The organism is Micromonospora sp. NPDC047620 (assembly GCF_043205005.1).
GTDB lineage: Bacteria > Actinomycetota > Actinomycetes > Mycobacteriales > Micromonosporaceae > Micromonospora.
Map to the genome: position 1 here is coordinate 62,208 of NZ_JBIDDG010000024.1, position 24,308 is coordinate 86,515.

Genomic DNA, 24,308 nt, shown 5'->3' on the forward strand with positions numbered 1-24,308 from the left:
CCCGGCCGAACCACCCGATACCGGGCGAATCACTGCCGGTAGAGGCGCCGTTTGGCGATGTACTGCACCACACCGTCCGGCACGAGGTACCAGACCGGCTCCCCGCGGGCGACCCGCTCCCGGCAGTTCGTGGACGAGATGGCCATCGCCGGTACCTGCACCAGGCTCACCGTGTCGGCGGGCAGGTGCGCGTCGGTGAGCTCGAAGCCGGGCCGGGTCACCCCGATGAAGTGGGCCAGCTCGAAGATCTCGTCCAGGTCCTTCCAGGAGAGGATCCGCTCCAGCGCGTCGGCGCCGGTGATGAAGAAGAGCTGCACCTTCGGGCCGTACTCGGCGTGCAGGTCACGCAGCGTGTCGACCGTGTAGGTCGGCCCGCCCCGGTCGATGTCGACCCGGCTGACCTGGAAGCGGGGGTTGGAGGCGGTGGCGATCACCGTCATCAGGTAGCGGTCCTCGGCCGGGGTGACCGGCTGGTCCTCCTTCTGCCACGGCTGGCCGGTGGGGACGAAGACCACCTCGTCCAGGCCGAACCGGTCCGCCACCTCGCTGGCCGCGACGAGGTGCCCGTGGTGGATCGGATCGAAGGTCCCGCCCATGATGCCGATCCGCCGGATGTCCTCCTCCATCCGATGATCGTAGGCCGGGCACGGCCGGCGCCTGTCCCGGGCCGCCGGCCGTCCCGGCCACCGGTCCGCTCAGGCCGACGCGGCGGCCACCGCCGTCCGCGCCACCAGCGCGCGGCGCAGGTCGTCGTCCAGGTCGGTGACCCAGCGCCGCAGGCCGGGCGTGAGGTCGTCCCGGGACAGCAGGGCCGCGGCCAGCTCCCGGGTGGGCTGCGCCACGGCGTACCGGGGGAAGGCCCGCACGGTGACCTCGTCGGCCACCCAGGGGGTACGCAGCTTCGCCGCCGCCGGCATGTCGGCGAAGTACCGCTCGACGTACGGTGCGGTCAGCTCGGCCTGCTCCGGCTGCCAGAAGCCCTCGGCGGTCGCCTCCACGAGGCGGTTGGACAGCTCGGTGTTGCGCACCACGATTGCCCAGGCGACCCGCTTGGCCTCCCCGTCGGGCAGCGCCGCCCGGCAGCAGGCGGCCCGCTCCGCCCCGGTGGCGCTACGGTCCGCGGCCGCCTCGGCGGCGATCTCCGCCTCGCCGGCCGCGCCCAGCACCACCAGGCGCAGCAGCAGCGCCCAGCGCAGGTCGGCGTCGACGGCCAGGCCCTCCGGCACGCCGTCACCGGCCAGCCACCCGGCGAGCAGCCCGGTGTCGGTGGTGGCCGCGATCAGGCCGCGGGCGGCGGCGAGCTGCAACGAGCCCCCGGCCGGCGCCCCGGCGAGCAGCGCCGCGCACGCCCCGGCGACCCGGAGCAGGGCGGCGTCCCGGGCGAGCGGGTCCAGGTAGCGGTCGATCAGCCGGCGGCTCAGGGTGAGCACCTCCTCGGCGATCGTCACCTCCGTCTCGGCGGGCAGCGCCGCGGCGACCAGGGCGACCAGCGAGGTGACCGGGCGCTCCCCGTCGGTGGCCGCGTCGAGCGCCTCACCCCAGAGCAGGGCCCGGGCCAGCGGGTCGGCGAGCCCCGGCAGCACCATGGGCACCGCGTCGGCCGAAGCCGGGTCGAGGCGGATCTTGGCGAAGGTCAGGTCGCCGTCGTTCGGCAGCAGCAGCCCGGTGGCCGGCTCGCCGAGCAGCGGCGTCAGCGTGGTCCGCCCGCCGTCGGCGTCCGGGTCCAGGTCGACCTCGAATCGGCTCGCCGTGCCGTCGGCGTACCGGCCCAGGCCGACGCGGTGTGGGCGCAGCACCGGGTGCGACGCGGGGGCGGTCTGCACGATCGCCGCGTCCCGCCAGCGCCCGTCGGCATCGACCGAGCTCTCGATGCGCAGCGTGTTGACCTGCGCGCTGCGCAGCCACCGGTCGGCCCAGGCGCCCAGGTCCCGCCCGCCGGCGTCGCCGAGGGCGGCCAGCAGGTCGGTCAGCGTGGCGTTGCCGAACCGGTGCTTCGCGAAGTGCGCGTTCAGCCCGGCGAGGAACGCCTCGTCGCCCAGCCAGGCGACGAGCTGCCGCAGCACGCTGGCCCCCTTGGCGTACGAGATGCCGTCGAAGTTGAGCAGGGCCTCGGCGGCGTCGGCGACCTCGGCCGGGGCGACGGGGTGGGTCGACGGCCGCTGGTCGGCGGTGTACCCCCAGGACTTGCGGCGGATCGCGAAGGTCGTCCAGGCCCGGTCGAAGCGGGTCGCCTCGGCGGTCACCCGGGTGCCCAGGTACTCGGCGAAGGACTCGTTCAGCCAGAGGTCGTCCCACCAGCGCATGGTGACCAGGTCGCCGAACCACATGTGCGCCATCTCGTGCGCGATGGTGGTGGCGCGCACCTCGCGCTGGCTGTCGGTGACCGCCGAGCGGAACACGTAGTCGTCCCGGAAGGTGACCAGGCCGGGGTTCTCCATCGCGCCGGCGTTGAACTCGGGCACGAACGCCTGGTCGTACTTGCCGAACGGGTAGCGATCGGCGAAGAGTTGGTGGAAGCGGTCGAGGCACTGCTTCGTGACGGTGAGGATCTCGTCGAGGTCGGCGTCCAGGTGGGCGGCGAGGGAACGGCGGCAGTACACGCCGAGCGGGATGCCGTCGTGGGAGTCGCGGCGGACGTGCCAGGGGCCGGCGACCACCGAGAAGAAGTACGTGGCCAGCGGGGCGGTGGGGGCGAACTCCCAGCGCCCCGGCCGGGGGTTCGCGGCGAGTGCCCCGTTGGCGGCGACCGTCCACTCCGCCGGGGCGGTGACCGAGAGCGTCACCGGGGCCTTCAGGTCCGGCTGGTCGAAGGCGGCGAAGATGCGCGGCGCCTCGTCCAGGAAGGACATCGCGTACAGGTACGTCTCGCCGTCGGCCGGGTCGACGAAACGGTGCATCCCCTCGCCGGTGTTCGAGTACGCCATCTCGGCGGTGACGGTGAGCGCGTTCTCCGCCGCCAGGTCGGCCAGCGGGAACCGGCCGTCGGCCAGCGCGGCCGGGTCGAGGTCCCGGTCGTTGAGGCGTACCGTCAGCAGCTTCGCAGGCTTGACCTCGACGAAGGTCTGCGCCCCGGCGGCGGCCCGGAACCGGATGATGGCGGTCGATCGGAACCGCTCACCGTCGCCGGTCAGGTCGAGGTCCACCTGGTAGGACTCGACGGTGATCGCCGCGCCACGCGCGGTCGCCTCTACACGGGTCAGGCTCGGCATCCGCTTATCCTGCCCGATGGGATCCGCACGTGTTTCCCATGACCCCGTGGCACTGGAGGACTGAACCATGGCTTCGCACCCCAAGGGCGACTTCGACCTCTCCCGGGCGGTCTGGCAGCGGGCCGAGGGCGACACCTCCGAGAGCGCCGTCGAGGTGGCCTTCGTCGACGACCTGATCGGCATGCGCAACTCGGCCGAGCCGGACGGCCCGGTGCTGGTCTTCACCCAGGCCGAGTGGGACGCCTTCGTCGCCGGTGCCCAGGACGGCGAGTTCGACCTGGACTGAGCCGAGGACGCGGTCGGATCGGTCGGCTGCACCGCCGTCGGCTCCCGGCCCGCCCCCGCGCGGCGGGCGGGCCGGGGCGTCCCGTGGGCCGCGCGCCCTAGTCGCCGTCGCCCCAGCCCAGTCCGCCCGGGCCGGGGGCGTGGTGGAAGCCGGGGTGGCCGGCCACGTCGACGCAGCGCTCGCCGTCCGGCCCGGATGCGCCGCAGAACAGCCGCTCGGCGTGCTGCCACGCCTCGGCCGGCGACAGCGCCGACGCGCCCAGGGCCAGCTCGGGTCGCAGCAGGCTCAGCGCCTCCGCGTATCCGACGGCGACCTCCCGGGCCGACTCCAGGTCGGGCGCGGTGAAGCCGAGGTGCACGGTGAAGAACCGGCCCGGCCGGGCCGGGCGGCGAGGCGGTGCGATCAACGGGGCGCCGGCCGCGTCCCGTGCCGCGCCGAGCGCCCCCAGCGCCTGCCGCTGCCGCCAGTACGGCGGCCTGTTGTCCCGCATGGGTCCTCCCGTGGCGATCGTGGGCGCGGCCCTCCCCCAGGTGACCCGCCCGGGTTCCGGCCCGGCTGCCTGCCGTCGGCACGCCGTCGGCGGCCCGACCGGACCGCTCCCCCGAGCCAACCAGCTTTTCGCTCCGCTGGGAGGGGCCAGCGGGCGCGCCGTGCGCTGGCCCCCTCCCCTCACGTTCCGCCATCCGGCCGGACGTGGCCGGCGACCGGGAACCGCGTGCGAGTCCCGGGCGGCACCGGGTCCGCGCCGGACCAGCCCGGCGGGACGGGTCCCCGACCGCCCGCCGCCCCGGACGCCAGCCAGCCAGCCGCCCACCACCCGGCACCGGCCGCACACCGGCCAGCCGGCCAGACCGCCGCCCGGCAACGGCCGCACGCCGGGCTGCGCGGGATTGCGCCACGCCGGCCTGGGTAGACGCAGAGGCATCGACGAGACCGGCCGGCCGGCAACGGCCGCCGCCCGCTGCAGGAGGCCCGATGGCGACCATCCCGACGGAGCGCAGCCCGGAGAGCTCGGTGGCGTTCCTGCGCGACGGCTACCGCTTCGTCGGCCGCCGCTGCGACCGCCACGGCAGCGACATCTTCCAGGCCCGGCTGCTGCTGGAGCGCACCATCTGCCTGCGCGGCCGCCCGGCGGCCGAGCTGTTCTACGACACCGAGCGGTTCGTCCGCGCGGGTGCCACGCCGATGCGGGCGCAGCGCACCCTGACCGGCCGGGGCGGCGTTCAGGGCCTGGACGGCGCCGACCACCGCGACCGCAAGGCCATGATCATGTCGATCATGACGCCGACCGCGGTCCGGCACCTCGGCCAGCTCTTCGACGACGAGTGGCGGGCCCGCATCCCGGCCTGGGAGGCGGGCGGGCCCGTCGTGCTGTACGACGAGGTCGGCCGGATGCTGACGCGCGCGGTCTGCGCCTGGGCGGGCGTACCACTGGCGGCCTCCGAGGTCGACCGGCGCACCGCCGACCTGCACGCGATGATCGAGGGACCGACGGCGCTCGGCTCCCGGCACTGGCGCGGCCTGCTGGGCCGCCGCCGGGGCGAGCGCTGGATCGGCGGCGTCATCGACCGCGCGCGCGTCGGCACGCTCCCGGCGCCCGAGGGCAGCGCGCTGCGGGTGATCGCCGAGCACCGCGACGCCCACGGGCGGCTGCTCCCCCGCCGGATCGCCGCCGTCGAACTGCTCAACGTGCTGCGCCCCACCGTCGCCGTCGACCGGTTCGTCGTGTTCGCCGCGCTCGCGCTGCACGACCACCCGTCCTGGCGGCAGCGGGCCCGCGAGAGCGAGGAGGCCACCGAGAGCTTCGTGCAGGAGGTACGCCGCTTCTATCCGTTATTCCCGGTGGCCGCCGCCCGGGTCCGTCGCTCCTTCGACTGGCAGGGTTACCACTTCCCGCGTGGCCGGCGCGTGCTGCTCGACCTGTACGGCACCGACCACCACCCGGAGCTCTGGCCCGAGCCGGAGCGGTTCCACCCGGAGCGCTTCACCGGCTGGCGGGGTGACCCGTTCCGCTTCGTCCCACAGGGCGGCGGGAACCATCTGTCCGGCCACCGCTGCGCCGGTGAGTGGATCACCATCGAGCTGATGAGGCGGGCGGTGACGAACCTGACCACGGCCATGCGCTACGACGTGCCCCCGCAGGACCTGGCGCTGAGCCTGAGTCGGATGCCGGCGCTGCCGCCCAGCGGCTTCGTGGTCACGAACGTCCGCCGCACCGCCTGAGCGCACCACCCCCGGCCGGTCTGGCCGGTCGGCAACCGGTGCCCGGGCACGGGCCGCCCGCTCCCAGTGCGCCGCCCGTGACCGCCCGACGGAATCGGCGAACCGGTTTGACCGGCCGATATGCGGGCACCTGCTGCGGGCACCCACCGTCACCGGGAGACACCGTTGTCCTTCGACGCCAGCGAGTACGGCCGGTACGTGGCCGAGGTCTACGACGAGACGTACGCCCACCTCGCACCGGACGCCGCGGTGGAGCGGCTGGCCGCGCTGGCGGACGGCGGCCCCGTGTGCGAGTTCGGCGTCGGCACCGGCCGGCTCGCGCTGCCGCTGGTCGCCCGGGGGCTGACCGTCGCCGGCATCGAGGGCTCCCCCGAGATGGTCGCGGGGTTGCGGGCGAAGCCAGGCGGCGACGCGGTCGAGATGGCCGTCGGCGACTTCGCGCAGACCCGGATGCCCGGCGAGTTCGCCCTGGTGGTGCTGGCGTTCAACACGATCTTCGCGCTGCCGGACCAGGCCGCCCAGGTGGCCTGCTTCCGCAACGCCGCCGCCCACCTGCGTCCCGGCGGCCGGTTCGTGGTCGAGGCCTGGGTGCCCGATCCCGGGGCCTTCCGGGCCGGCGGCGCGCTGCGCCCGGTGCGGGTGGCCGAGGACGCGGTGCTGCTGGAGGTGGCCCTGCTGCACCCGGCCGAGCAGCGGATGACCACGACGAAGGTCCGGTTCAGCAACGCCGGGGTGCGGTTGCTGCCGGCCAACCACCGCTACGCCTGGCCCGCCGAGCTGGACCTGATGGCCGAGCTGGCCGGCATGCGCCGGGAACACCGGTGGGAGGACTGGACCGGGCGGCCGTTCACCGACGACAGTCGCGACCACGTGTCGGTCTACCGCCGCCCGGAGCGGCCGTGACCGCCCCCGCCCGCCCGGCGGGCGACGCGCCCGGCCCGGACCACCACCGCGCGGCCGGGACCACCGGCGACCATCGCGCCACACCGACGCCGACGGCCGGGGCCGCCGACGACCGCGGGCTGCCGATCGCGTACGTCCTGCCGCTGCGCTGGACCGACGACGCCGGGCTGCCCGAGCTGACCGGCTACCTGCGCTGGCTCGGCTCGCGGGTCGACGTGACCGTGGTGGACGGGTCGCCGCCGGAGCTGTTCGCCCGGCACCGGGTGGCCTGGCGGGGGCTGGTCCGGCACCTGCCACCCGATCCCGCCGTACGGGGCGTCAACGGGAAGGTGACCGGCGTGCTCACCGGCGTCGCCGCGGCCCGGCACGAGCACGTGGTGATCGCCGACGACGACGTCCGGTACGACGAGGCGGGGCTGCGCGCCGTGCACCGGCTGCTCGACCGGGTGGACCTGGTCCGGCCGCAGAACTACTTCGACCCGCTGCCCTGGCACGCGTGGTGGGACACCGGGCGGACCCTGCTCAACCGGGCGCTCGGCGCGGACTACCCCGGCACCCTGGCGGTGCGCCGGAGCACCTTTCTCGCCATGGGCGGCTACGACCCGGACGTGCTCTTCGAGAACCTGGAGCTGATCCGCACCGTGCGCGCGTACGGGGGCACCGAGGCTGCACCCGCCTGGCTGCACGTACGCCGGCTGCCGCCCGACACCGCCCACTTCCTCGGCCAGCGGGTGCGCCAGGCGTACGACGACCTGGCCCAGCCGGCCCGCCTGGTGGCCTCGCTCGCGGTCCTGCCGGCGCTGGCCGCGGCGGTCGCGGCCCGGCGACCGGGGCTGCTGCTCGGCGCGGCCGGGACCACCGTGGTGCTGGCCGAGGCGGGCCGGCGCCGGGCCGGCGGCAGCGCGGTCTTCCCGCCGACCGCCGCCCTGGCGGCCCCGTTCTGGGTGCTGGAACGCGGCGCGTGCAGCTGGCTCGCCCTCGGCCGGCGGCTCCTCTTCGGCGGGGTCCGCTACGCCGGCGGCCGGGTCCGGCGCGCCGCCCACTTCGACCGCACCCTCCGCCGACGCCTCCGCCCCCGCCGCCGCTGACCCGCCCAACACCTCTCCCGCGCCACGCCTACGCCCACGCGATCTTGCACTTCCTGCCCGGATAAGCCGGCCACAAAGCCGCGAAAGGTGGGCACAAACTGCAAGATCGCGGCGGCCGTGCAGGGGGGCGCGGGGGGCCGTGCACACGGCAGCTCGCGGCCGCTCGGGAGTGGCCGCGAGCTGCGGCGTGCGCTGGCCGGGGTCGGTCAGTGCCGCACCTGTTCGCGCGACTGCTGCGCCTGGTCCTTCACGTCCTGGGCGGCGGAGCGGGTGTCGTCCTTGACGGCATGCACGGCCTCCTGCGCGGTGGACCTCACCGACTCGGTGGCGTGCTGCGCCGGCTCACGCAGCTCCACCTTCAGCTCGCCGGCGACCTCGCCCAGCTTCTCCTTCACCACCCCGGCATGCTCGCCGGCCTTCTCCTTGACCTGCGTCGCCACCTGCTGCTCACGACGGGTGGCCGGGATCAGCGAGGAGGCGAGCCAGCCGACGCCGAAGGCAATCAGGCCGGCGGCCAGCGGGTTGCCCTCGGACTTCTGCCGGATCGCGTGCGGGGCGCGGTGCGCGGCGTCGCTGACCGTCGAGGCGGCCGAGTGCGCCCCGTCGCCGACCGTCGAGGCGGCCGAGTGCGCCCCGTCGCCGACCGTCGAGGCGGCCGAGTGCGCCCCGTCGCTGACGGCGGACGCCGCCGACGAGGCGCGGTCGCCCACCGAGTGGGCGCCGTGCTTGGTGCTGTGACCCAGGTCGGAAGCGGTTCCCATCACCTTGTCCCTCACATTCTGCAGTGCGTTGCGGGCCCGCTGCTTGCGGTCGTCGACGATGCGGGCGGGGCTGACCTTGTACGCCAACGCGTCCACGTCGGAACTCAGGTTGCTCCGGGTGGCTTCGATCTCCCGGCGGATCTGGTCCGGGTCGGTGCTCATCGGGTGACCTCCTGCGGGTGGGGCTTGAGCGCGTCGGGAATCCGCTGCACGCTCTCGTTGGTCTGCTTGAGGCCGCGAATCCGCTCGGCGTTCTTCTTGGCCATGGAGTAGAGGACCGCGGCGATCGCGCCCCAGACGACGGCCACGATCAGCGCCGCCCAGCCGGCGTCCATCACGTTGGACAGCCCGGCCCAGAGGGCCAGCGACAGGAACAGGGCCACCATGTAACCGCCGAAGCCGGCGCCGCCGAAAAAGCCGGCGGCCTTGCCCACCTTCCTGCCCTCCTGGCGGATCTCGGCCTTGGCGAGTTCGACCTCCTGCCGCATCAGGGTCGACAGGTCGGTGGTGACCTGACGCATCAGCTCACCGATCGAGCTGCCCCGGACCTCGTCCGCGTCGTGGGGGTTGTCACCGGAGTTCAGCCCCGGCCCCTGCGTCGGCACGCTCATGCCGCCGCCTCCCTTCGGATGACTCGTGGGCTCACGGACGGGTGGTCCCGCTCGACGGCACGCCCGGCAGCGGGTCGGTCCGGGTCACCGGCGGCAGCGGCTGGCCGACGCCACCCGCCGGGTCGGCGTAGCTGGTGGTGGTCTGCGGATCGGCGTACGCGCCGGGGGCCGGGTCCAGGTAGCCACCCGGCGGCACGGCGTCCGGCACCGCACGCGAGGCCGGCGTCGTCGGGATGACCGCCGTCCGGTCCGGGTCGTAGCCGGCACCCGAGCCGTACGCGGAGTGGCCGTTGCCGCCCTGGCCGTCGCCGGCGGCGGAGATGTTCCTGGTCAGCCGGCCGGCGAGCACGCCCAGCACGGCAGCGCCGACGAGGAAGGTGCCCGGGTTGCGGCGGGCGTAGTCACGCACCTCGGCGATGATGTCGCCGGGCTCCCGCTGCTCCAGCCAGCCGGCCACGCCGTGCACCCGGTCGGCGGCCTGGCGGGCGATCTCGCTCACCGGCCCGGCCTGGCCGCCCTGCTCGGCCATCGAGCGCATCTCGTCGGCCAGCGAGCGGAGCCCGCCGGCGGCGCGCCGCTGCTGCTCACCGGCCTGGCTGGCCACCTGTCTGCGGGCCTCGCCGTAGAGGTTGCGCGCCTGGCGGGTCGCTTCGCCGACGACCTCCCTGCCCTGTTCCTTGGCCGCCCCGGCGACGGCGCCGCCGGCCTGCTTCGCCTCCGACCCGACCTGGCGGGCCTGCTCGCGGACGCCGCCGCCGTTGGTCGACTCCTGCCCGTACGTGGAAGTCGTGGGTGACAGATCGTAAGTCATGATGTCCCTTCCGCTCGGAAAGTCGTCGCGGTTGTGCTGGGGGAATGCGACCGGCCGTTGCTGCCGTCGCCTCCTCTGACCTACCCTCCGTCGCCGCCTCCATACCTCGTTCGTGACTTCTCCTGCGGCCCGTCGGGTGCGGACTACAAAATGGAGGATCGTCGGGCCGGGTGCCGATGCCATCACGGACAGTGACGGCCGGTCGCCGCGACCCGCGCCGCGGGCAGGGCGTTCCGCGGGTCCACGGAGGTGACATCGATGGCACGGAACGCACGCGGCGCCCCGCCGGGACCGAAGCCCCTGGTGCAGTTCGCCGCCGTGGCCGCGGCCGGGATCTTCGCCCTGGTCGGGGTGCTCGGGTTCATCCCCGGCATCACCACCGGCTACGGCGACATGACGTTCGCCGGTCACCACTCCGAGGCCCGACTGCTCGGCCTGTTCCAGGTGTCGATCCTGCACAACGCGCTGCACCTGGGCTTCGGGCTGGCCGGGCTGGTGCTGGCCCGCACCGTCGCCGGGGCCCGGGTCTTCCTCGCCGGCGGCGGCGCGCTCTACCTCGGCCTGTGGCTGTACGGCTTCGCGATCGACCGGGAGAGCGTGTTGAACTTCATCCCGGTCAACGACGCCGACAACTGGCTACACCTGGCCCTCGGCTTCGGCATGCTCGCCCTGGGGCTGCTGCTGTCCAACCAGGTCGGCACCGGCGGCCGTCTGGACAGGCCCTTCGACCGCCCCTGACCGCAGCGCCCCGGGAGCGCGACAAGGAGGTCGTCATGCTCCGCCGGCTACGGGACCACGCGCTGTCCTCGGCCACCTGGTCGGCGGCACGGCCACCTACAACGAGGAGCAGGCGCTGCTGGCCGGCGCGCCACCGATCGGCGTCCGGGAGTTCCTCGGCACCAGCGAGTTCTGGTACCAGTCGATGCAGAACTGGCAGAGCGAGTTCCTCGCGGTCGGGATGCTGATCGTGCTGAGCGTATTCCTGCGTCAGCACGCGTCGCCGGAGTCGAAGCCGGTCACCGCCGCGCACTCGCACACCGGCGACTGACCGGCCGTCCGGCGCCGGGCGGGGGCGCCGTCAGGCCGGCACGCGCAGCCGCTTGGCGAAGCAGACGCTGTACGGGTTGCTCACGTACTCGCCGTACACCGGGATCGGCTCGTACCCGCAGGAGGTGTAGAGCCCGATCGCGACCGGCAGGTACGTGCCGGTCTCCAGGCAGACCACCGCGTACCCCTGCCGGAAGGCCAACTCCTCCAGCGCGGCCAGCAACTGCCGGGCGATGCCCCGCCCCCGGTACGCCGGACGGACGTACATCCGCTTCAGCTCGCCGGTGCCGTCGTCGAGCGCCTGGATCCCGCCGCAGGCGATCGCCCGCCCGTCGGCCACCACCACGAGGTAGCGGATGTGGTCGTGGGTCACGGTCGCCTGGCCGTCCAACCCGCCGTCCGCCTCGCGCAGCTCGCGCTGCTGGGCGGTGACCAGGGCGTCGATCTCCGGATCCGTGGCGGGGCGGGACTCGATCAGCATCAGGCCACGCTAGGCGGCGCGGATTTCGGGCAGGTTTCCGGCAGTCGACCCGCTCACGGAGCGCGACGAGCTATTCGGCGTCGCCCTCCCCGACCCCGTCGTACGGGCCGACCTCGTCCGACGGGCCGGCCTCGACCTCGTCGGCCGGGCGCTGCCGGCGGGCCTTGCGGGCCGCCAGCCGCTCCGCCGCGGAGGCGCGGGTCGACTTCTCCTCCAGCCGGACGTCCGTGCCCCGGTTGCCCGGGACGAAGTCGGCGCCGGCGTAGAGGGTCGGCTGCCAGTCGAACTCGCGGTCGCCGATCCGGACGAGGTCGCCCGGCTCCGCGCCGGCCTTCCCGAGCTTCTCCTCGACGCCCAGGCGCGCCAGCCGGTCGGCCAGGTAGCCCACCGCCTCGTCGTTGTCGAAGTTCGTCTGCCGCACCCACCGCTCGGGACGGACGCCGCGCACGAGCCAGCCGCCGTCCGGCGCGGCCTCGATCGTGAAGCCGGCGTCGTCGACCGCCCTCGGCCGGATCACGATCCGGGTCGGCTCGGCCGGCGGCGCGGCGCTGCGCGCCTGCTCCACCAGCTCCGCCATGGCGTACGTCAGCTCCTTCAGCCCCTCCCGGGTGGCCGCCGAGACCTCGAACACCCGGAAGCCGCGCTCCTCCAGGTCGGGGCGGACGATCTCGGCCAGGTCCCGGCCGTCCGGCACGTCGACCTTGTTCAGCGCCACCAGCCGGGGCCGGTCGGCCAGGCCGCCGTACTCGGTCAGCTCGGCCTCGATGGTGTCGATGTCGGCCACCGGGTCCCGGCCGGGCTCCAGGGTGGCGGTGTCGATGACGTGCACCAGCACCGAGCAGCGCTCGATGTGCCGGAGGAATTCCAGGCCGAGGCCCTTGCCGGTGGCCGCCCCCGGGATCAGGCCCGGCACGTCGGCGACCGTGAAGGTGTGGTTGTCCACCCGGACCACGCCCAGGTTGGGCACCAGGGTGGTGAACGGGTAGTCGGCGATCTTCGGCTTGGCGGCGGAGATCACCGAGATCAGCGACGACTTGCCGGCCGACGGGAAGCCCACCAGGCCGACGTCGGCGACGCTCTTGAGCTCCAGCACCACGTCGAGCTGCTCGCCGGGTTCGCCCAGCTCGGCGAAGCCGGGGGCCTTGCGCCGGGCGTTGGCCAGCGACGCGTTGCCCCGGCCGCCGCGCCCGCCCCGGGCGACCTCGAAGGTCGTGCCGGCACCGACCATGTCGGCCAGCACGGTGCCGTCGAGGGCCTGCACGACGGTGCCGTTCGGCACCTTCAGCACGAGGTTGTGGCCGTTCGCGCCGTCCCGGTTCGACCCGGCGCCGCCCTTGCCGTTCTCGGCCTTGACGTGCGGGCGGAAGTGGAAGTCGAGCAGCGTCGTCACCTGCGGGTCGACCACGAGGGACACGCTGCCGCCGTGTCCGCCGTTGCCGCCGTCGGGGCCGCCGAAGGGCTTGAACTTCTCCCGGTGGATCGAGACACAACCGTGCCCGCCATCGCCGGCCTGCAGGTGCAGGACGACCCGGTCAACGAACGTCGCCACGGGCGTCAATCCTTCCAGCGAGGTCGACTCCCCGCACGAGAAAAGGCGAAGCGGGCCGGGACACGAGGTCCGCGGCCCGCTGCGCCGGAGAAACTACTGCTGCGGCACGATGCTGACGGTCTTGCGACCGCGCTTGGTGCCGAACTGGACCGAACCGGCGGCCAGCGCGAAGAGCGTGTCGTCTCCGCCACGGCCGACCAGGTCACCGGGGTGGAACTTGGTGCCACGCTGACGGATGAGGATCTCACCCGCGCTGACGACCTGACCACCGAAGCGCTTCACGCCGAGCCGCTGGGCCGCGGAGTCACGACCGTTGCGCGAGCTGGACGCACCCTTTTTGTGAGCCATCTGAGGACGACCTACTTCCCGCTGGAGATGCCGGTCACCTTGACCTGGGTCAGCGGCTGACGGTGACCCTGGCGCTTGTGGTAGCCGGTCTTGTTCTTGAACTTGTGGATCCGGATCTTCGGGCCCTTGGTGTGCGCGGCGATCTCGCCGGACACCGCGACCTCGGCAAGCTTCGCCGCGTCGGTCACCAGGTCGTCACCGTCGACGAGGAGCACCGCGGTGAGCTTCACCGCGTCGCCGGGGGCACCGGCGAGCTTCTCGACCTCGATCACGTCGCCCTCGGCGACCTTGTACTGCTTGCCGCCGGTCTTGACGATCGCGTACATCGGAGGCGGACTCCCTGTCGTTGAGGCTGCTGGCGGGTGTTCCCACGGCGGCTCGCCGGGTAGCAGAAGCACGGCGGCGCGGGCGCACGGGAACTCGGCACACCAAAGTGCGCCGCAGGCTAGCGTACGCCATGGGAGGGCCGACGCCCAAACCGGCCCCGCAGGTCAGCGGGCGCAGAGCTGGTCGAGCCGCTGCCGGAGCCGGTCCAGCTCGGTCTCGTCGATCGCGTCGACGTCGGTGCCCAGCGTGCCGACCTCGGCCGCCATGTCCGCGAGCAGCGTCTTGAGCTGGGCGTCGTCGGCCCGGCCCGACTCCCGCCGCAGGGCGGCCCGCCAGTCGGTCAGCGCCGCGGAGATGCGCTTGCGGGCGGTTTCGGCCGCGGTGCCGTCGTTCGCCCCGACCGCCGCGACCATCTTGCCGAGTTCCTCGACGTACGTCCGCACGGCGGTGTCCCCGGCCGCCTGCGCGGCGGCGCACACCTCGGGGGCGTTGCCGCCCGCCGCCCCGCTGCCGGCCCCCGGCCCGCCACCCGGCCCGGTGCCCGTCGCCCCGCCGCCCGGACCGCCGGTGGGCCCGCTCGACGCGGTGCCCGAGGCGGCCGGCTCCGGCCGCTCGGCCGCGCACCCGGCGCCGGCGAGAAGGACAGCGGTGACCGTGGTGACGGCGAGCAGACGGCGCATCGTTCTTCTCCTGACCGGGAGGGTGGCCGATCGTGGCCGGGGATCGACCATACGACAGGGCCCCCTCCCCGGGACATTGCCGGGGAAGGGGCCCTGCCAAACGTCAGGCTGGTCAGCCGATCACGGCCGGGTGCGCCGCCGCGCGCCGCTGCGCCGGGACCGGCGCCGGCCGGAGCCGCCCTCCGGCTCGTCGCCGTCGGTGTCGGCCAGCGCGTCCGGGTCGTCCGGGGCGGCCAGCCGGGCGGACTCGCCCGTCTGGCTGTCGGCGACCACGGGCGCGGCGGGGGTGTCCGTCTCGTAGCGGGACAGGTCGTAGCCCATGGTGTCGTGGTAGTCGGCGTCCGGGGTCGCGGTGTCGGGCTCGGTGACCTCGGCCACGGTCCGCTCGGCCGGGGCGCTCTTGCGGGCCCGCTTCCGGGACGCGCCGCCGCCCTGCTCGGTGGCCGGGGCGGCGACGGCCGAGGCGACCGCCTTGACCTTCTCCCCCGCGCCGCCGCCGGAGCGCGGCTTCTCCGGCACCGGCTCGGTGTGGATGATCAGGCCCCGGCCCTTGCAGCACTCGCAGGTCTCGCTGAACGCCTCCAGCAGGCCCGCGCCGATCCGCTTGCGGGTCATCTGCACCAGGCCGAGCGAGGTGATCTCGGTGACCTGGTGCTTGGTGCGGTCCCGCCCCAGGCACTCGGTCAGCCGGCGCAGCACCAGCTCGCGGTTCGACTCCAGCACCATGTCGATGAAGTCGATCACCACGATGCCACCGAGGTCGCGCAGCCGGAGCTGGCGGACGATCTCCTCGGCCGCCTCCAGGTTGTTCCGGGTGACCGTCTCCTCCAGGTTGCCCCCGGAGCCGGTGTACTTGCCGGTGTTGACGTCGATGACGGTCATCGCCTCGGTGCGGTCGATGACAAGCGACCCGCCCGAAGGAAGGAAGACCTTGCGGTCCAGCCCCTTGATGATCTGCTCGTCGATCCGGTACTCGGCGAAGACGTCGGCGGTGCCGACGTGCCGGCGCAGCCGGGCGACCAGGTCCGGCGAGACGTGCGACAGGTACGACTCGACCACGTCGTACGACTGCTCGCCCTCGATCACCAGCTCGCGGAAGTCCTCGTTGAACAGGTCCCGGACGACCCGGATGACCAGGTCGGGCTCCTCGTAGAGCAGCACCGGGGCACCGCCCTCGGCCGCCTTGGCCTGGATGTCCTCCCACTGCGCCTGCAACCGCTTGACGTCGCGGGCCAGTTCGTCCTCGCTGGCACCCTCGGCGGCGGTCCGGACGATCACGCCCGCGCCGTCCGGCACCAGCTTCTTCAGCACGTCCCGCAGCCGCTTGCGCTCGGTGTCGGGCAGCTTCCGGCTGATGCCGGAGGCGTTGCCGTGCGGCACGTAGACCAGGTGCCGGCCGGAGAGCGCGATGTGGCTGGTCAGCCGCGCGCCCTTGTGGCCGATCGGATCCTTGGTGACCTGCACGAGCACCGAGTCGCCGGACTTGAGCGCCTGCTCGATCGAGCGGGCCCGGCCCTCCAGGCCGGTGGTGTCCCAGTTCACCTCGCCGGCGTACAGCACGGCGTTGCGGCCGCGCCCGATGTCGACGAAGGCCGCCTCCATGCTGGGCAGGACGTTCTGCACCTTGCCGAGGTAGACGTTGCCGGCCATGGTGCCGGAGGAGTTGCGGGTGACGTAGTGCTCGACCAGCACCCCGTCCTCGAGGACGGCGATCTGGGTCCGGTCGCCGCGCTGGCGTACCGCCATCACCCGGTCGACGGCCTCCCGGCGGGCCAGGAACTCCGACTCGCTGAGGATCGGCGGCCGGGTCCGGCGCTGCTCGCGGCCGTCGCGGCGGCGCTGGCGCTTGGCCTCCAGGCGGGTCGAGCCGGAGACGCCCTGCACCTCGTCGACGGTCTTGCGCGGCTCGCGGATCTTGACGACGGTCGGCACGCCGTCGTCGGCACCGGCCTCGACGTCGCCAGCGCCCCGGCGACGGCGACGCCGGCGACGGCGGGTCAGCGCGTCGCCGCCCTCGGCCTCCTCGTCCTCCTCGCCTTCGGCCTCTTCCGCCTCGGCCTGCGCGGCCTCCTCGGCCTCCTCGTCCTCGATGTCCTCCGCGCCGCCCTTGCCCCGGCCGCGGCCCCGGCGGCCCCGACGGCGGCGACGGCGGGCGGCGGTCTCCTCGTCCTCGTCCTCTTCCTCGTCCTCGGCGGCCTCCTCGGCCTCCTCGGTCGGCTCCTCCTCGGCCTCGACGGCCTCGGCCACCTCGACGTCGCGGCGGCCGCGCCGGCGGCGGCGGGTCGGCTCGGCCGGCTCCTCCTCGGCGGCGGGCTCCACGGCGGCCGGGGCGGGCGTGACGACCCGGGCCAGCGGGATCTCCTCTGGCTGCGGGGCCATGAAGAGCACGGTGGGCGCGGAGAGCGCGGCCCGCCGGCGGCGGGTGCGCGGCTCCGGCTCGGCGGCGGGCTCCTCCTCGGCGGCCGGTTCCGCTGCGGGCGCGGCACCCGGCGGCACCTCGCCGGCGCGGGTCTCCGCGCCGCCGACCGTGACGGGCGGGGCGGCGGCGCCGAACTCGGTGCCGGCCTTCGGCTCGGCCCCTGCGGGCTGCTCGGCCCCGCCGGGCGCGGCCTGGGCGGCCTCGTCACCGGCGGCCGGCTCGGCGGCGCCGGCCGGGGTCTCCGCGGCCGGCTCGGCCGCCGCGGGGGCGGCCTTCTTCCGGCGGGCACGGGTGGCCTTGACCGGCTTCGCCGCCTCGGCGGGGGACTCCTCTACCGGGACCGCGGGCTCCCCGGCGGCCTGTGCCGTGGGCTCCTCGGCCGGCGCCGCGGACTCCCCGGCGGCCTTGGCGGTGGTGGCCTTGCGGCGGCGGCGCGTCGCCTTCGGGGCGGCGTCGAGGTCGCCGGAGACCGGGGCGAGCACCTCGGCCTGGGGCGCCTCGGCGCTGCCCGGCACGGCCTCGGTCGACGCCTCCACCGGCGCGTCGGTCTGCTCGGGCTGGTTCAGGGGCGCGGCGCGGCGCCGGGTGGTACGGCGTCGGGCGGGCGCGACCGGGGCCTGTCCCGCCTCGGTGGCTCCGGCGTCCGCCATGCCGACGGCGGCGTTCTCCGCCCCGGCGGTGCTCCCCGCCTCGGTGGCGCTGCTCGCGCCGGTGGCGTTCTCGGTGGTGCTGTTGTCAGCGGTCTCGTCGGCCGGCTGTGAACCGGTCCGTTCGCCGCCCTCGGGCTCGTTCTCGAGCATGGACGTTCTCCAGTTCTGGCTGCCCCGGGCGCGGGTGAGCGCTGCCACGCAGGGTTGCCGCAAAAGTGTTTCCGCCGGGCGCGCAGGGTGCGCGACCGCCGAAGTCTGCCTGCCTGAACGCCGACCGTCGGTCAGCGTTCACCGATGGTTGCCCCGTCGCGGTCCGCGTCCAACGGATCCGCGATCGCACCCTGCGCGGTCAACGTGCCCTGTGCCAGCCGGATCACCCTCGGGGAGACCGGCGGCTCCAGGTCGGCCACCACGCGGAGGCCGGAAAGGACGTCATCGGGCCGCACTGCGGGGGTGACCTGCCGCACGACCAGTTCGAGTATCGCACACGGTACGGCCGGGACCCCGGAAGGCGTCTCCGTCAACGCCGCAACATCGATGCGAATCACTGCCGATCGGGCGTCGAAGGTGCGCCGGCCCTGTTTGGTCATCCGCTCGACGAGCACCTCGTCCGCGGCCGTGAAGGCGGAAACCGCCCGTTCCAGGACGGCGGGGTCGACCTCGGGCAGCTCGATCCGCCAGTGCGACGCCTCGATCCGGTCGGCAAGACTCCCGCCGCCGGCCACGACGGCGTCGAGCACGTCGAGCCCCGGCGAGAGCGCGGCGTCCAGCGCGGCGCGCAGCTCCTGCGGGTCGACCGGCTCGCGGAGGCCGATCTCCAGGTATTCCGCCTCGCTCGCGACGCCGGTGGGGGCCGCGCTGGCGTACGAGATCTTGGGGTGCGGGGTGAAGCCCTGGGAGAAGGCGATCGGCACGCCGGCCCGGCGCAGCGCCCGCTCGAACGCCCGGGCGAAGTCCCGGTGCGACGTGAAGCGCAGCGGACCGCGCTTGGCGTACCGGATCCGGACGCGCTGGACGACCGGGGCCTGGCCGCCCTCTGGCTGTGGTTTCCTACTGATCGTCGTGCTCCTCGGTGTCAGAGACCGGCTGATCGTGAAGGCACCCGCGCGACAACGCGCGTGCCGCTGACGACAGCCGCATGATCAACCCGGTGCGCGGCGGGCGGCACGAGGGCGCCACCCGCCGCGCGCGGGCTACTGCTGGGCGCCGGTGGGGAGCTTCAGGCCGTTGATCGGGGTGAGCGGGAGGAGTTTCTTCCCGGTCGGGCCGATCTGGATCTCGGTGTCCATGGCGGGGCAGACGCCGCAGTCGAAACACGGGGTCCACCGGCAGTCGTCCTGCTCGTACTCGCTGAGCGAATCCTGCCAGTCCTGCCAGAGCCAGTCCTTGTCCAGGCCCGAGTCCAGGTGGTCCCAGGGCAGGACCTCCAACTCGTCACGCTCGCGGGTGGTGTACCAGTCGAGGTCGACCCCGAACTGCGGCAGCACCTCGGCCGCAGCCTCCACCCAGCGCTGGTAGGAGAAGTGCTCGCTCCAGCCGTCGAACCGGCCGCCGTTCTCCCAGACCTTGCGGATCACCGCGCCGACCCGGCGGTCGCCCCGGCTGAGCAGGCCCTCGATCAACGAGGGCTCGCCGTCGTGGTAGCGGAAGCCGATCGCCCGGCCCAGCGAGCGGTCCGAGTTGATCGCCTGCTTGAGCAGCTTGAGCCGCCCGTCGATGACCTCCGGCCGCTCCATGGACGCCCACTGGAACGGGGTGTGCGGCTTCGGCACGAAACCGCCGATGGAGACGGTGCAGCGGATGTCCTTGGACCCGGTGGCCGCCCGACCCGCCCTGATCACCTCGTGCGCCATGTCCGCGATCTCGAGGACGTCCTCGTCGGTCTCCGTGGGCAGGCCGCACATGAAGTAGAGCTTCACCTGCCGCCAGCCGTTCGTGTACGCGGTGACGACGGTGCGGATCAGGTCTTCCTTCGACACCATCTTGTTGATGACCTTGCGGATCCGCTCCGACCCGCCCTCCGGCGCGAAGGTCAGGCCGGTGCGCCGCCCGTTGCGGGACAGCTCCTGCGCGAGGTCGATGTTGAACGCGTCGACCCTGGTCGACGGCAGCGAGAGCGAGACGTTGGTGCCCTCGTACTGCTGGGCGAGGCCCGAGCACATGTCGCCGATCTCGGAGTGGTCGGCGGACGACAGCGACAGCAGGCCCACCTCGTGGAAGCCGGAGAACTCCAGCCCCTGCTGCACCATCTGCCCCACCGTGGTGATGGAGCGCTCGCGCACCGGCCGGGTGATCATGCCGGCCTGGCAGAACCGGCAGCCCCGGGTACAGCCCCGGAAGATCTCCACCGCGTACCGCTCGTGCACCGTCTCGGCGAGCGGCACCAGGGGCTTCTTCGGGTACGGCCAGGCGTCCAGGTCCATGGTCGTGCGCTTGTGCACCCGGAACGGCACGTCCGCCCGGTTCGGCACGACCCGCTGGATCCGGCCGTCGGGCAGGTAGTCCACGTCGTAGAAGCGCGGCACGTAGACGCTCTCGGTGCGGGCCAGGCGCAGCAGCAGTTCGTCGCGCCCGCCCGGGGAGCCCTCCGCCTTCCACTCCCGGACGATCGCGGTGATCTCCAGGACGGCCTCCTCGCCGTCGCCGAGCACGGCGGCGTCGACGAAGTCGGCGATGGGCTCCGGGTTGAACGCCGCGTGCCCGCCGGCCACGATCACCGGGTCGGCGTCGGTGCGTTCGGCGGCGAGCATCGGGATGCCGGCCAGGTCGATCGCGCTGAGCAGGTTGGTGTAGCCCAGCTCGGTGGAGAAGGAGATGCCGAACACGTCGAAGTCGCGCACCGAGCGGTGCGCGTCGACCGTGAACTGCGGCACGCCGTGGGCGCGCATCAGCTTCTCCAGGTCCGGCCAGACCGCGTACGTCCGCTCGGCGAGCACGTCGGGCAGCTCGTTGAGCACCTCGTAGAGGATCTGCACGCCCTGGTTGGGCAGGCCGACCTCGTAGGCGTCGGGATACATCAGCGCCCAGCGCACGGCCGCGGTGTCCCAGTCCTTGACCACCGCACCCAGCTCGCCACCGACGTACTGGATGGGCTTGGTCACCTGGGGCAGCAGCGGCTCCAGCCGGGGCCAGACGGAATTGGCCGCGACGGGACGCGGCGTGGTGGACGGGACGCTCATGATGCCCAAGGGTACGCGCCCCGCCGGCGGCGACCGCGCGGACGCCGCGCGCCGGTCGGTCGCCACGGCTTCCGACCGGACGTCGGCCCCGCCCCTGCCGCCCGAGCGGTGGCCGGGATCGCCGCGCTGGCGCGTCGGTACTAACCTCGGACCGGCGCGAGAGGAGATTGCCGCGATGCCGCAGCCGCAGCCGGGCCCGGACCGGCCGGCCGACGGGAGCATCCCGGGCCCGGACCAGGGCCGGGATCCGGCGGTCACCGAGGAGCACACGTCCTCCCCCGCAGCCGCCGCCACCGCCGGCCCCACGGGCCCGGAGGGCACCCGTGAGCTGCCCGTCGAGGGGTCGGAGGCGGCCGCGACCGACCGCGCCGACGCCGACGAAGCCGCCCCGCCGGACGCAGCCACCGCCCCGCCGGACGCCGCCACCCCGCCGGACGCAGCCACCGCCCCGCCGGACGCCGCCGCTCCCCGGGGCACCGCCACCGCCCCGGACGGCGCCCTCGCCAGCGGGCCGGAGGGACCCGACGCCGCCGGAGCGGAGGGCACCGCTGTCGCCGGTCCGGAGGGCACCCGCCCGCTCCCCGCCGACCGGCCCGCGACGGACCGCCCGACGGCCGGGCCGCAGGGCACCCGGATGCTCCCCGCCGACGAACCACCGACCGACCGCCCGACGGCCGGACCGCAGGGCACCCGCATGCTCCCCGCCGACGAGCAGCCGGCCGCGCCGCCCACACCCCGGTGGAGCGGCTCCGCGCCCGTCCCTCCTCCGCCGCCGCGCAAGCGGGCCTGGGGCGAGTCGGCCGAGCCCACGCCGGTGCCGCCGAGCCCGGCGGAGCCGCCCGAGCACCGCACCCCGGTGGACCCGTGGGCCGGCGCGGACACCGGCGGGTGGGACCTGCCGGCGGCCGAACTGCCGCCGCTGCCACCGACGCTGCCGTACCCGGCCGCGCCGCCGGCCCGGTCACACCCCGCGCCGCCGGCACCGCCCGTCCGCTCCCCTGCGCCGCCGCCCCCGCCGCGTTCCGCCCCGCCGCCGGTCGCCTACCCGGTGTCGCCGCCGCCGGTCGCGCACCCGTCCCCGCCGCCGGTCGCCTACCCGGTGTCGCCGCCGCCGGTCGCGCACCCGTCCCCGCCGCCGGTCTCCCGGGCACCCGTCCCGGTGCGGCCGGCGCCTGCACCGCCCCCGCCGCCCCCGCCGCCGAGGCAGCGGCGGGCGAATACGGCGCCGGCCGGGCCGCCGCCCGGCTTCCAGGCCCCCAAGGGGTACGTCCCGGTCGCCGTCCGCAAGCGTCGCCGCTGGCCGTGGGTGCTGCTGCTCACCCTGGCCTGCTGCTGCGGCTGCCCGGCCTACTACGGGACGCCGATGGTCACGCAGTACCCGGCCAGCGCCGCCCTGCCCGCCGAGGTGGCCGACCTGCGGCTGCGCGACGACAGCCGCAGCAAGGAGACCGCCAGGCAGCTGGAGGCGGAGGTACGCAAGGCGCACTGGCTGGCCGAGGACACCTTCGCCGGCGTCTACGGCACGCCCGGCGGCAAGCGGGTGACGGTCTTCGGCGGCACCGGTTTCCGGTTCACCCCCGAGTCGGACGCGCAGGACGAGATCACCCGGCTCACCGAGCAGTACTCCCTCGGCGAGGCGCAGGAGGTCGACACCGGCGTACGCGGCCGGCACGAGCGCTGCGCGGTGGGCCGCGTCGACGGCGACGACGTGGTGGTCTGCACCTCCGTCGACCACGGCAGCATCGCCACCGCGGTCTTCACCCGGCTCTCCGTCGACGACAGCGCCGCCCTGCTCGGCACCCTGCGGGAGCGGATCGTCACCCCCAAGCAGGGCTGAGCAGGGCCTTCTTCCCCCCGGATAGCCGGTTCCCGGGGGACAATCCGGGCATGTCACGGCGTTGGCTCTTCGCCGATCAGCTGGGGCCGCATTCGTCGACGACCGCCGCCAGCCGGTGCTGCTGATCGAGTCGAAGGCGGTCTTCCGGCGCCGCGCGTTCCACCGGCAGAAGGCGCACCTGATCCTCTCCGCCCTGCGTCACCGGGCGGCGGAGCTGGGCGACCAGGCGATCTTCCTGCGCACCGAGACCTACCGGGAGGGGCTGCGCAAGGTACGCGAGCCGCTGGACGTGTGTCACCCGACCTCGCGCGCCGCCCTGGAGTTCGTCCGCGGCCTGGACCGGGTCACCGTGCTGCCGCCGCGCGGCTTCGTGACCGCCCTGGACGACTTCGCGCGGTGGGCGGACGCGAAGCGGGGCGCGCTGCGGATGGAGGCGTTCTACCGGTTCGCCCGCGAGCACCACCGGGTGCTGGTCGACTCCGACGATCCGGTCGGCGGCCGGTGGAGCCTGGACGTCGAGAACCGGCGGCCGCCGCCGAAGGGGACCGAACGCCTGGAGACGCCGACGCGGTGCAGGCGCACTGCCTGTCGGACGTCCTGGCCGACCTGCGCGACCACGGCTGGGTGCACCACATCCCGCGGCTGATGGTGCTCGGCAACTACGGGCTGCGGCGCGGCTGGCGCCCGGCCGCGATGGTGGACTTCTTCCACCGCAGCTTCGTCGACGGCTACGTCTGGGTGATGACGGTCAACGTCGTCGGCATGAGCCAGTACGCCGACCTCGGCCGGATGAGCACGAAGCCGTACGTCTCCGGCGGCGCGTACGTCAACCGGATGAGCGACTACTGCGGCGGCTGCCGGTACGACCCGAAGAAGCGGCTCGGCGAGCAGGCGTGCCCGTACACCGCCGGCTACTGGGCCTTCCTGGCCCGCAGCCGCGACCGGATCCCGCCCAACGCGCGGATGGCCCGCGCCATCGCCCAGCTCGGCAGGCTCGGCGACGTGGACGACGTCGTGCGCCAGGAGAAGCGGCGCGGCGACGCCGCACCGTCACAGCTCAGCCGGCGCCCGGCTCGCCGGCGAGCGGCGGCTGCGCGCGGGGCGGGGCGTAGCGGGGCACGTACTCCTGGCCGGTGAGCTTCTGGATCTCGGTCATGATCTCGTCGGTGATCTCCCGCAGCGATGTGCGGTCGTCCGGCCGGCCGGTGAAGTCCAGCGGCTTGCCGAACCGTACGGTGATCTTGGCGCGGCCGGGACGGGGCACCCGGGTGCCGATGGGCTGGGCCTTGTCGGTGCCGATCATGCCGACCGGGATGACCGGCACGCCGGCCGCCACCGCCAGCCGGGCCGCGCCGGTGCGCCCCCGGTAGAGCCGGCCGTCCGGCGAGCGGGTCCCCTCGGGATAGACGGCGACCAGGTCGCCGGCCTTGAGCACCGGGATGGCGGCGTCGAACGCGGCCAGCGCCGCCCGGCCGCCGGCCCGCTCGACCGGGATGGCCCCCAGGCCGGTGAGCACGAACTTGGAGAAGGCGCCCTTCGGGCCGGTGCCCTTGAAGTACTCCGACTTGGCCCAGAACGCCAGGTGCCGGGGCACGACCGTGCCGAGGAAGAGCTCGTCGGCGACGGAGAGGTGGTTGCCCGCGAAGATCGCACCACCGGTCTCCGGGATGTGCTCCAACCCCTCCACGGTCGGACGGAAGGCCAACCGGAGCGCGGGCGCCACGGTGAGCTTGCCGATGGTGTAGAGCAGGGGCACTGGTCCTCCGGCGGATCGTGTGCGGGCAGGCGGTGTCACCGTAGCGGACGGGTCCACGTGGCCCCGCGCGGGAGGCGGGGCCGACCGGCTGGTGAGCGGGCCTGTCGGGCGCGGGCGGGGCGGGTGGCGGCGGCCCGGCGGAG

General features: G+C 74.5%; 24 protein-coding genes. 9 read left to right on the plus strand and 15 right to left on the minus strand.

From position 1 onward, the window contains the following. Positions 1 to 29: 29 nt before the first annotated feature. Positions 30 to 626: a nicotinate-nucleotide adenylyltransferase gene (gene nadD, locus ACGF5C_RS25640; RefSeq protein ID WP_393305526.1), complete on the minus strand. Its 597-nt coding sequence runs from the start codon at positions 624 to 626 to the stop codon at positions 30 to 32. A gap of 69 nt (positions 627 to 695) precedes the next feature. Next, positions 696 to 3,209, minus strand: coding sequence for an aminopeptidase N (gene pepN, locus ACGF5C_RS25645; RefSeq protein WP_393305528.1), 2,514 nt, complete (start codon positions 3,207 to 3,209; stop codon positions 696 to 698). A gap of 67 nt (positions 3,210 to 3,276) precedes the next feature. Between pepN and ACGF5C_RS25650 the strand changes: the two genes are divergently transcribed. Continuing rightward, positions 3,277 to 3,495, plus strand: coding sequence for a DUF397 domain-containing protein (locus ACGF5C_RS25650; protein WP_088992395.1), 219 nt, complete (start codon positions 3,277 to 3,279; stop codon positions 3,493 to 3,495). A 97-nt stretch (positions 3,496 to 3,592) separates the two neighbouring features. On the opposite strand, the gene ACGF5C_RS25655 is transcribed toward ACGF5C_RS25650, so the two are convergent. Continuing rightward, positions 3,593 to 3,985: a hypothetical protein gene (locus ACGF5C_RS25655; protein ID WP_393305530.1), complete on the minus strand. Its 393-nt coding sequence runs from the start codon at positions 3,983 to 3,985 to the stop codon at positions 3,593 to 3,595. A gap of 485 nt (positions 3,986 to 4,470) precedes the next feature. On the opposite strand from ACGF5C_RS25655, the gene ACGF5C_RS25660 reads away from it, so the two are divergent. The 3 genes from ACGF5C_RS25660 (at position 4,471) to ACGF5C_RS25670 (ending at position 7,709) form a co-directional block, all read left to right on the plus strand. Beyond that, positions 4,471 to 5,718 (plus strand): cytochrome P450, encoded by a 1,248-nt coding sequence (locus tag ACGF5C_RS25660; RefSeq protein WP_393305531.1) that lies wholly within the window; start codon positions 4,471 to 4,473, stop codon positions 5,716 to 5,718. A 165-nt stretch (positions 5,719 to 5,883) separates the two neighbouring features. Further along, complete coding sequence (locus ACGF5C_RS25665; RefSeq protein WP_393305532.1) at positions 5,884 to 6,621, plus strand: class I SAM-dependent DNA methyltransferase; 738 nt, start codon at positions 5,884 to 5,886, stop codon at positions 6,619 to 6,621. Then, the gene (locus tag ACGF5C_RS25670) at positions 6,618 to 7,709 is read left to right on the plus strand and encodes a glycosyltransferase (RefSeq protein WP_393305534.1); all 1,092 of its coding nucleotides are present in this window, start codon (positions 6,618 to 6,620) and stop codon (positions 7,707 to 7,709) included. The genes ACGF5C_RS25665 and ACGF5C_RS25670 overlap by 4 nt, the downstream gene beginning before the upstream one ends. Before the next feature lie 206 nt (positions 7,710 to 7,915). Here the strand turns inward: ACGF5C_RS25670 and ACGF5C_RS25675 are convergent, their stop codons facing one another. The 3 genes from ACGF5C_RS25675 to ACGF5C_RS25685 are packed head-to-tail and all read right to left on the minus strand — an operon-like array spanning position 7,916 to position 9,892. Further along, on the minus strand, positions 7,916 to 8,632 hold the full coding sequence (locus tag ACGF5C_RS25675) for a DUF3618 domain-containing protein (protein ID WP_393305536.1): 717 nt from the start codon (positions 8,630 to 8,632) through the stop codon (positions 7,916 to 7,918). Beyond that, positions 8,629 to 9,081, minus strand: coding sequence for a phage holin family protein (locus ACGF5C_RS25680; protein WP_393305538.1), 453 nt, complete (start codon positions 9,079 to 9,081; stop codon positions 8,629 to 8,631). The genes ACGF5C_RS25675 and ACGF5C_RS25680 overlap by 4 nt, the downstream gene beginning before the upstream one ends. 31 nt (positions 9,082 to 9,112) lie before the next feature. Next, positions 9,113 to 9,892 (minus strand): hypothetical protein, encoded by a 780-nt coding sequence (locus ACGF5C_RS25685; RefSeq protein ID WP_393305540.1) that lies wholly within the window; start codon positions 9,890 to 9,892, stop codon positions 9,113 to 9,115. Positions 9,893 to 10,150: 258 nt separating this feature from the next. On the opposite strand from ACGF5C_RS25685, the gene ACGF5C_RS25690 reads away from it, so the two are divergent. Then, positions 10,151 to 10,630: a DUF4383 domain-containing protein gene (locus ACGF5C_RS25690; RefSeq protein WP_393305542.1), complete on the plus strand. Its 480-nt coding sequence runs from the start codon at positions 10,151 to 10,153 to the stop codon at positions 10,628 to 10,630. A 76-nt stretch (positions 10,631 to 10,706) separates the two neighbouring features. Further along, positions 10,707 to 10,940 (plus strand): DUF6766 family protein, encoded by a 234-nt coding sequence (locus ACGF5C_RS25695; RefSeq protein WP_393305587.1) that lies wholly within the window; start codon positions 10,707 to 10,709, stop codon positions 10,938 to 10,940. A gap of 30 nt (positions 10,941 to 10,970) precedes the next feature. Here ACGF5C_RS25695 and ACGF5C_RS25700 read toward each other — a convergent pair whose 3' ends face one another. The 8 genes from ACGF5C_RS25700 to ACGF5C_RS25735 form a co-directional block, all read right to left on the minus strand. Continuing rightward, on the minus strand, positions 10,971 to 11,420 hold the full coding sequence (locus ACGF5C_RS25700; RefSeq protein WP_393305544.1) for a GNAT family N-acetyltransferase: 450 nt from the start codon (positions 11,418 to 11,420) through the stop codon (positions 10,971 to 10,973). Between the two features lie 70 nt (positions 11,421 to 11,490). Next, positions 11,491 to 12,969 (minus strand): GTPase ObgE, encoded by a 1,479-nt coding sequence (obgE, locus tag ACGF5C_RS25705; protein WP_393269277.1) that lies wholly within the window; start codon positions 12,967 to 12,969, stop codon positions 11,491 to 11,493. A 93-nt stretch (positions 12,970 to 13,062) separates the two neighbouring features. Further along, positions 13,063 to 13,317: a 50S ribosomal protein L27 gene (gene rpmA / locus ACGF5C_RS25710; RefSeq protein ID WP_013288010.1), complete on the minus strand. Its 255-nt coding sequence runs from the start codon at positions 13,315 to 13,317 to the stop codon at positions 13,063 to 13,065. Positions 13,318 to 13,328: 11 nt separating this feature from the next. Then, positions 13,329 to 13,643, minus strand: coding sequence for a 50S ribosomal protein L21 (gene rplU / locus ACGF5C_RS25715; RefSeq protein ID WP_088982529.1), 315 nt, complete (start codon positions 13,641 to 13,643; stop codon positions 13,329 to 13,331). 165 nt (positions 13,644 to 13,808) lie between these two features. Further along, positions 13,809 to 14,324, minus strand: coding sequence for a hypothetical protein (locus ACGF5C_RS25720; protein ID WP_393305546.1), 516 nt, complete (start codon positions 14,322 to 14,324; stop codon positions 13,809 to 13,811). Between the two features lie 120 nt (positions 14,325 to 14,444). Continuing rightward, positions 14,445 to 17,543, minus strand: coding sequence for an Rne/Rng family ribonuclease (locus ACGF5C_RS25725; RefSeq protein ID WP_393305548.1), 3,099 nt, complete (start codon positions 17,541 to 17,543; stop codon positions 14,445 to 14,447). Between the two features lie 131 nt (positions 17,544 to 17,674). Further along, positions 17,675 to 18,394, minus strand: a complete 720-nt coding sequence (locus ACGF5C_RS25730) for a TIGR03936 family radical SAM-associated protein (RefSeq protein WP_393305589.1) — start codon at positions 18,392 to 18,394, stop codon at positions 17,675 to 17,677. A gap of 192 nt (positions 18,395 to 18,586) precedes the next feature. Then, entirely contained in the window at positions 18,587 to 20,572 is a 1,986-nt protein-coding gene (locus tag ACGF5C_RS25735; protein ID WP_393305550.1) for a TIGR03960 family B12-binding radical SAM protein, read from the minus strand. 634 nt (positions 20,573 to 21,206) lie between these two features. On the opposite strand from ACGF5C_RS25735, the gene ACGF5C_RS25740 reads away from it, so the two are divergent. The 3 genes from ACGF5C_RS25740 (at position 21,207) to ACGF5C_RS25750 (ending at position 23,546) form a co-directional block, all read left to right on the plus strand. Then, a complete protein-coding gene (locus tag ACGF5C_RS25740) occupies positions 21,207 to 22,409 on the plus strand; it encodes a hypothetical protein (RefSeq protein WP_393305591.1) in 1,203 nt (400 codons plus the stop codon). Positions 22,410 to 22,524: 115 nt separating this feature from the next. Then, entirely contained in the window at positions 22,525 to 23,055 is a 531-nt protein-coding gene (locus ACGF5C_RS25745) for a cryptochrome/photolyase family protein (RefSeq protein WP_393305552.1), read from the plus strand. Beyond that, positions 22,980 to 23,546, plus strand: a complete 567-nt coding sequence (locus ACGF5C_RS25750; RefSeq protein ID WP_393305554.1) for a hypothetical protein — start codon at positions 22,980 to 22,982, stop codon at positions 23,544 to 23,546. Before ACGF5C_RS25745 ends, ACGF5C_RS25750 begins: the two co-directional genes overlap by 76 nt. On the opposite strand, the gene ACGF5C_RS25755 is transcribed toward ACGF5C_RS25750, so the two are convergent. Further along, positions 23,467 to 24,165 carry a lysophospholipid acyltransferase family protein gene (locus ACGF5C_RS25755; RefSeq protein ID WP_350710873.1) on the minus strand — a complete coding sequence of 233 codons (699 nt, stop codon included), beginning with the start codon at positions 24,163 to 24,165 and terminating at the stop codon, positions 23,467 to 23,469. The genes ACGF5C_RS25750 and ACGF5C_RS25755 overlap by 80 nt on opposite strands. Between the last annotated feature and the right edge of the window lie 143 nt (positions 24,166 to 24,308).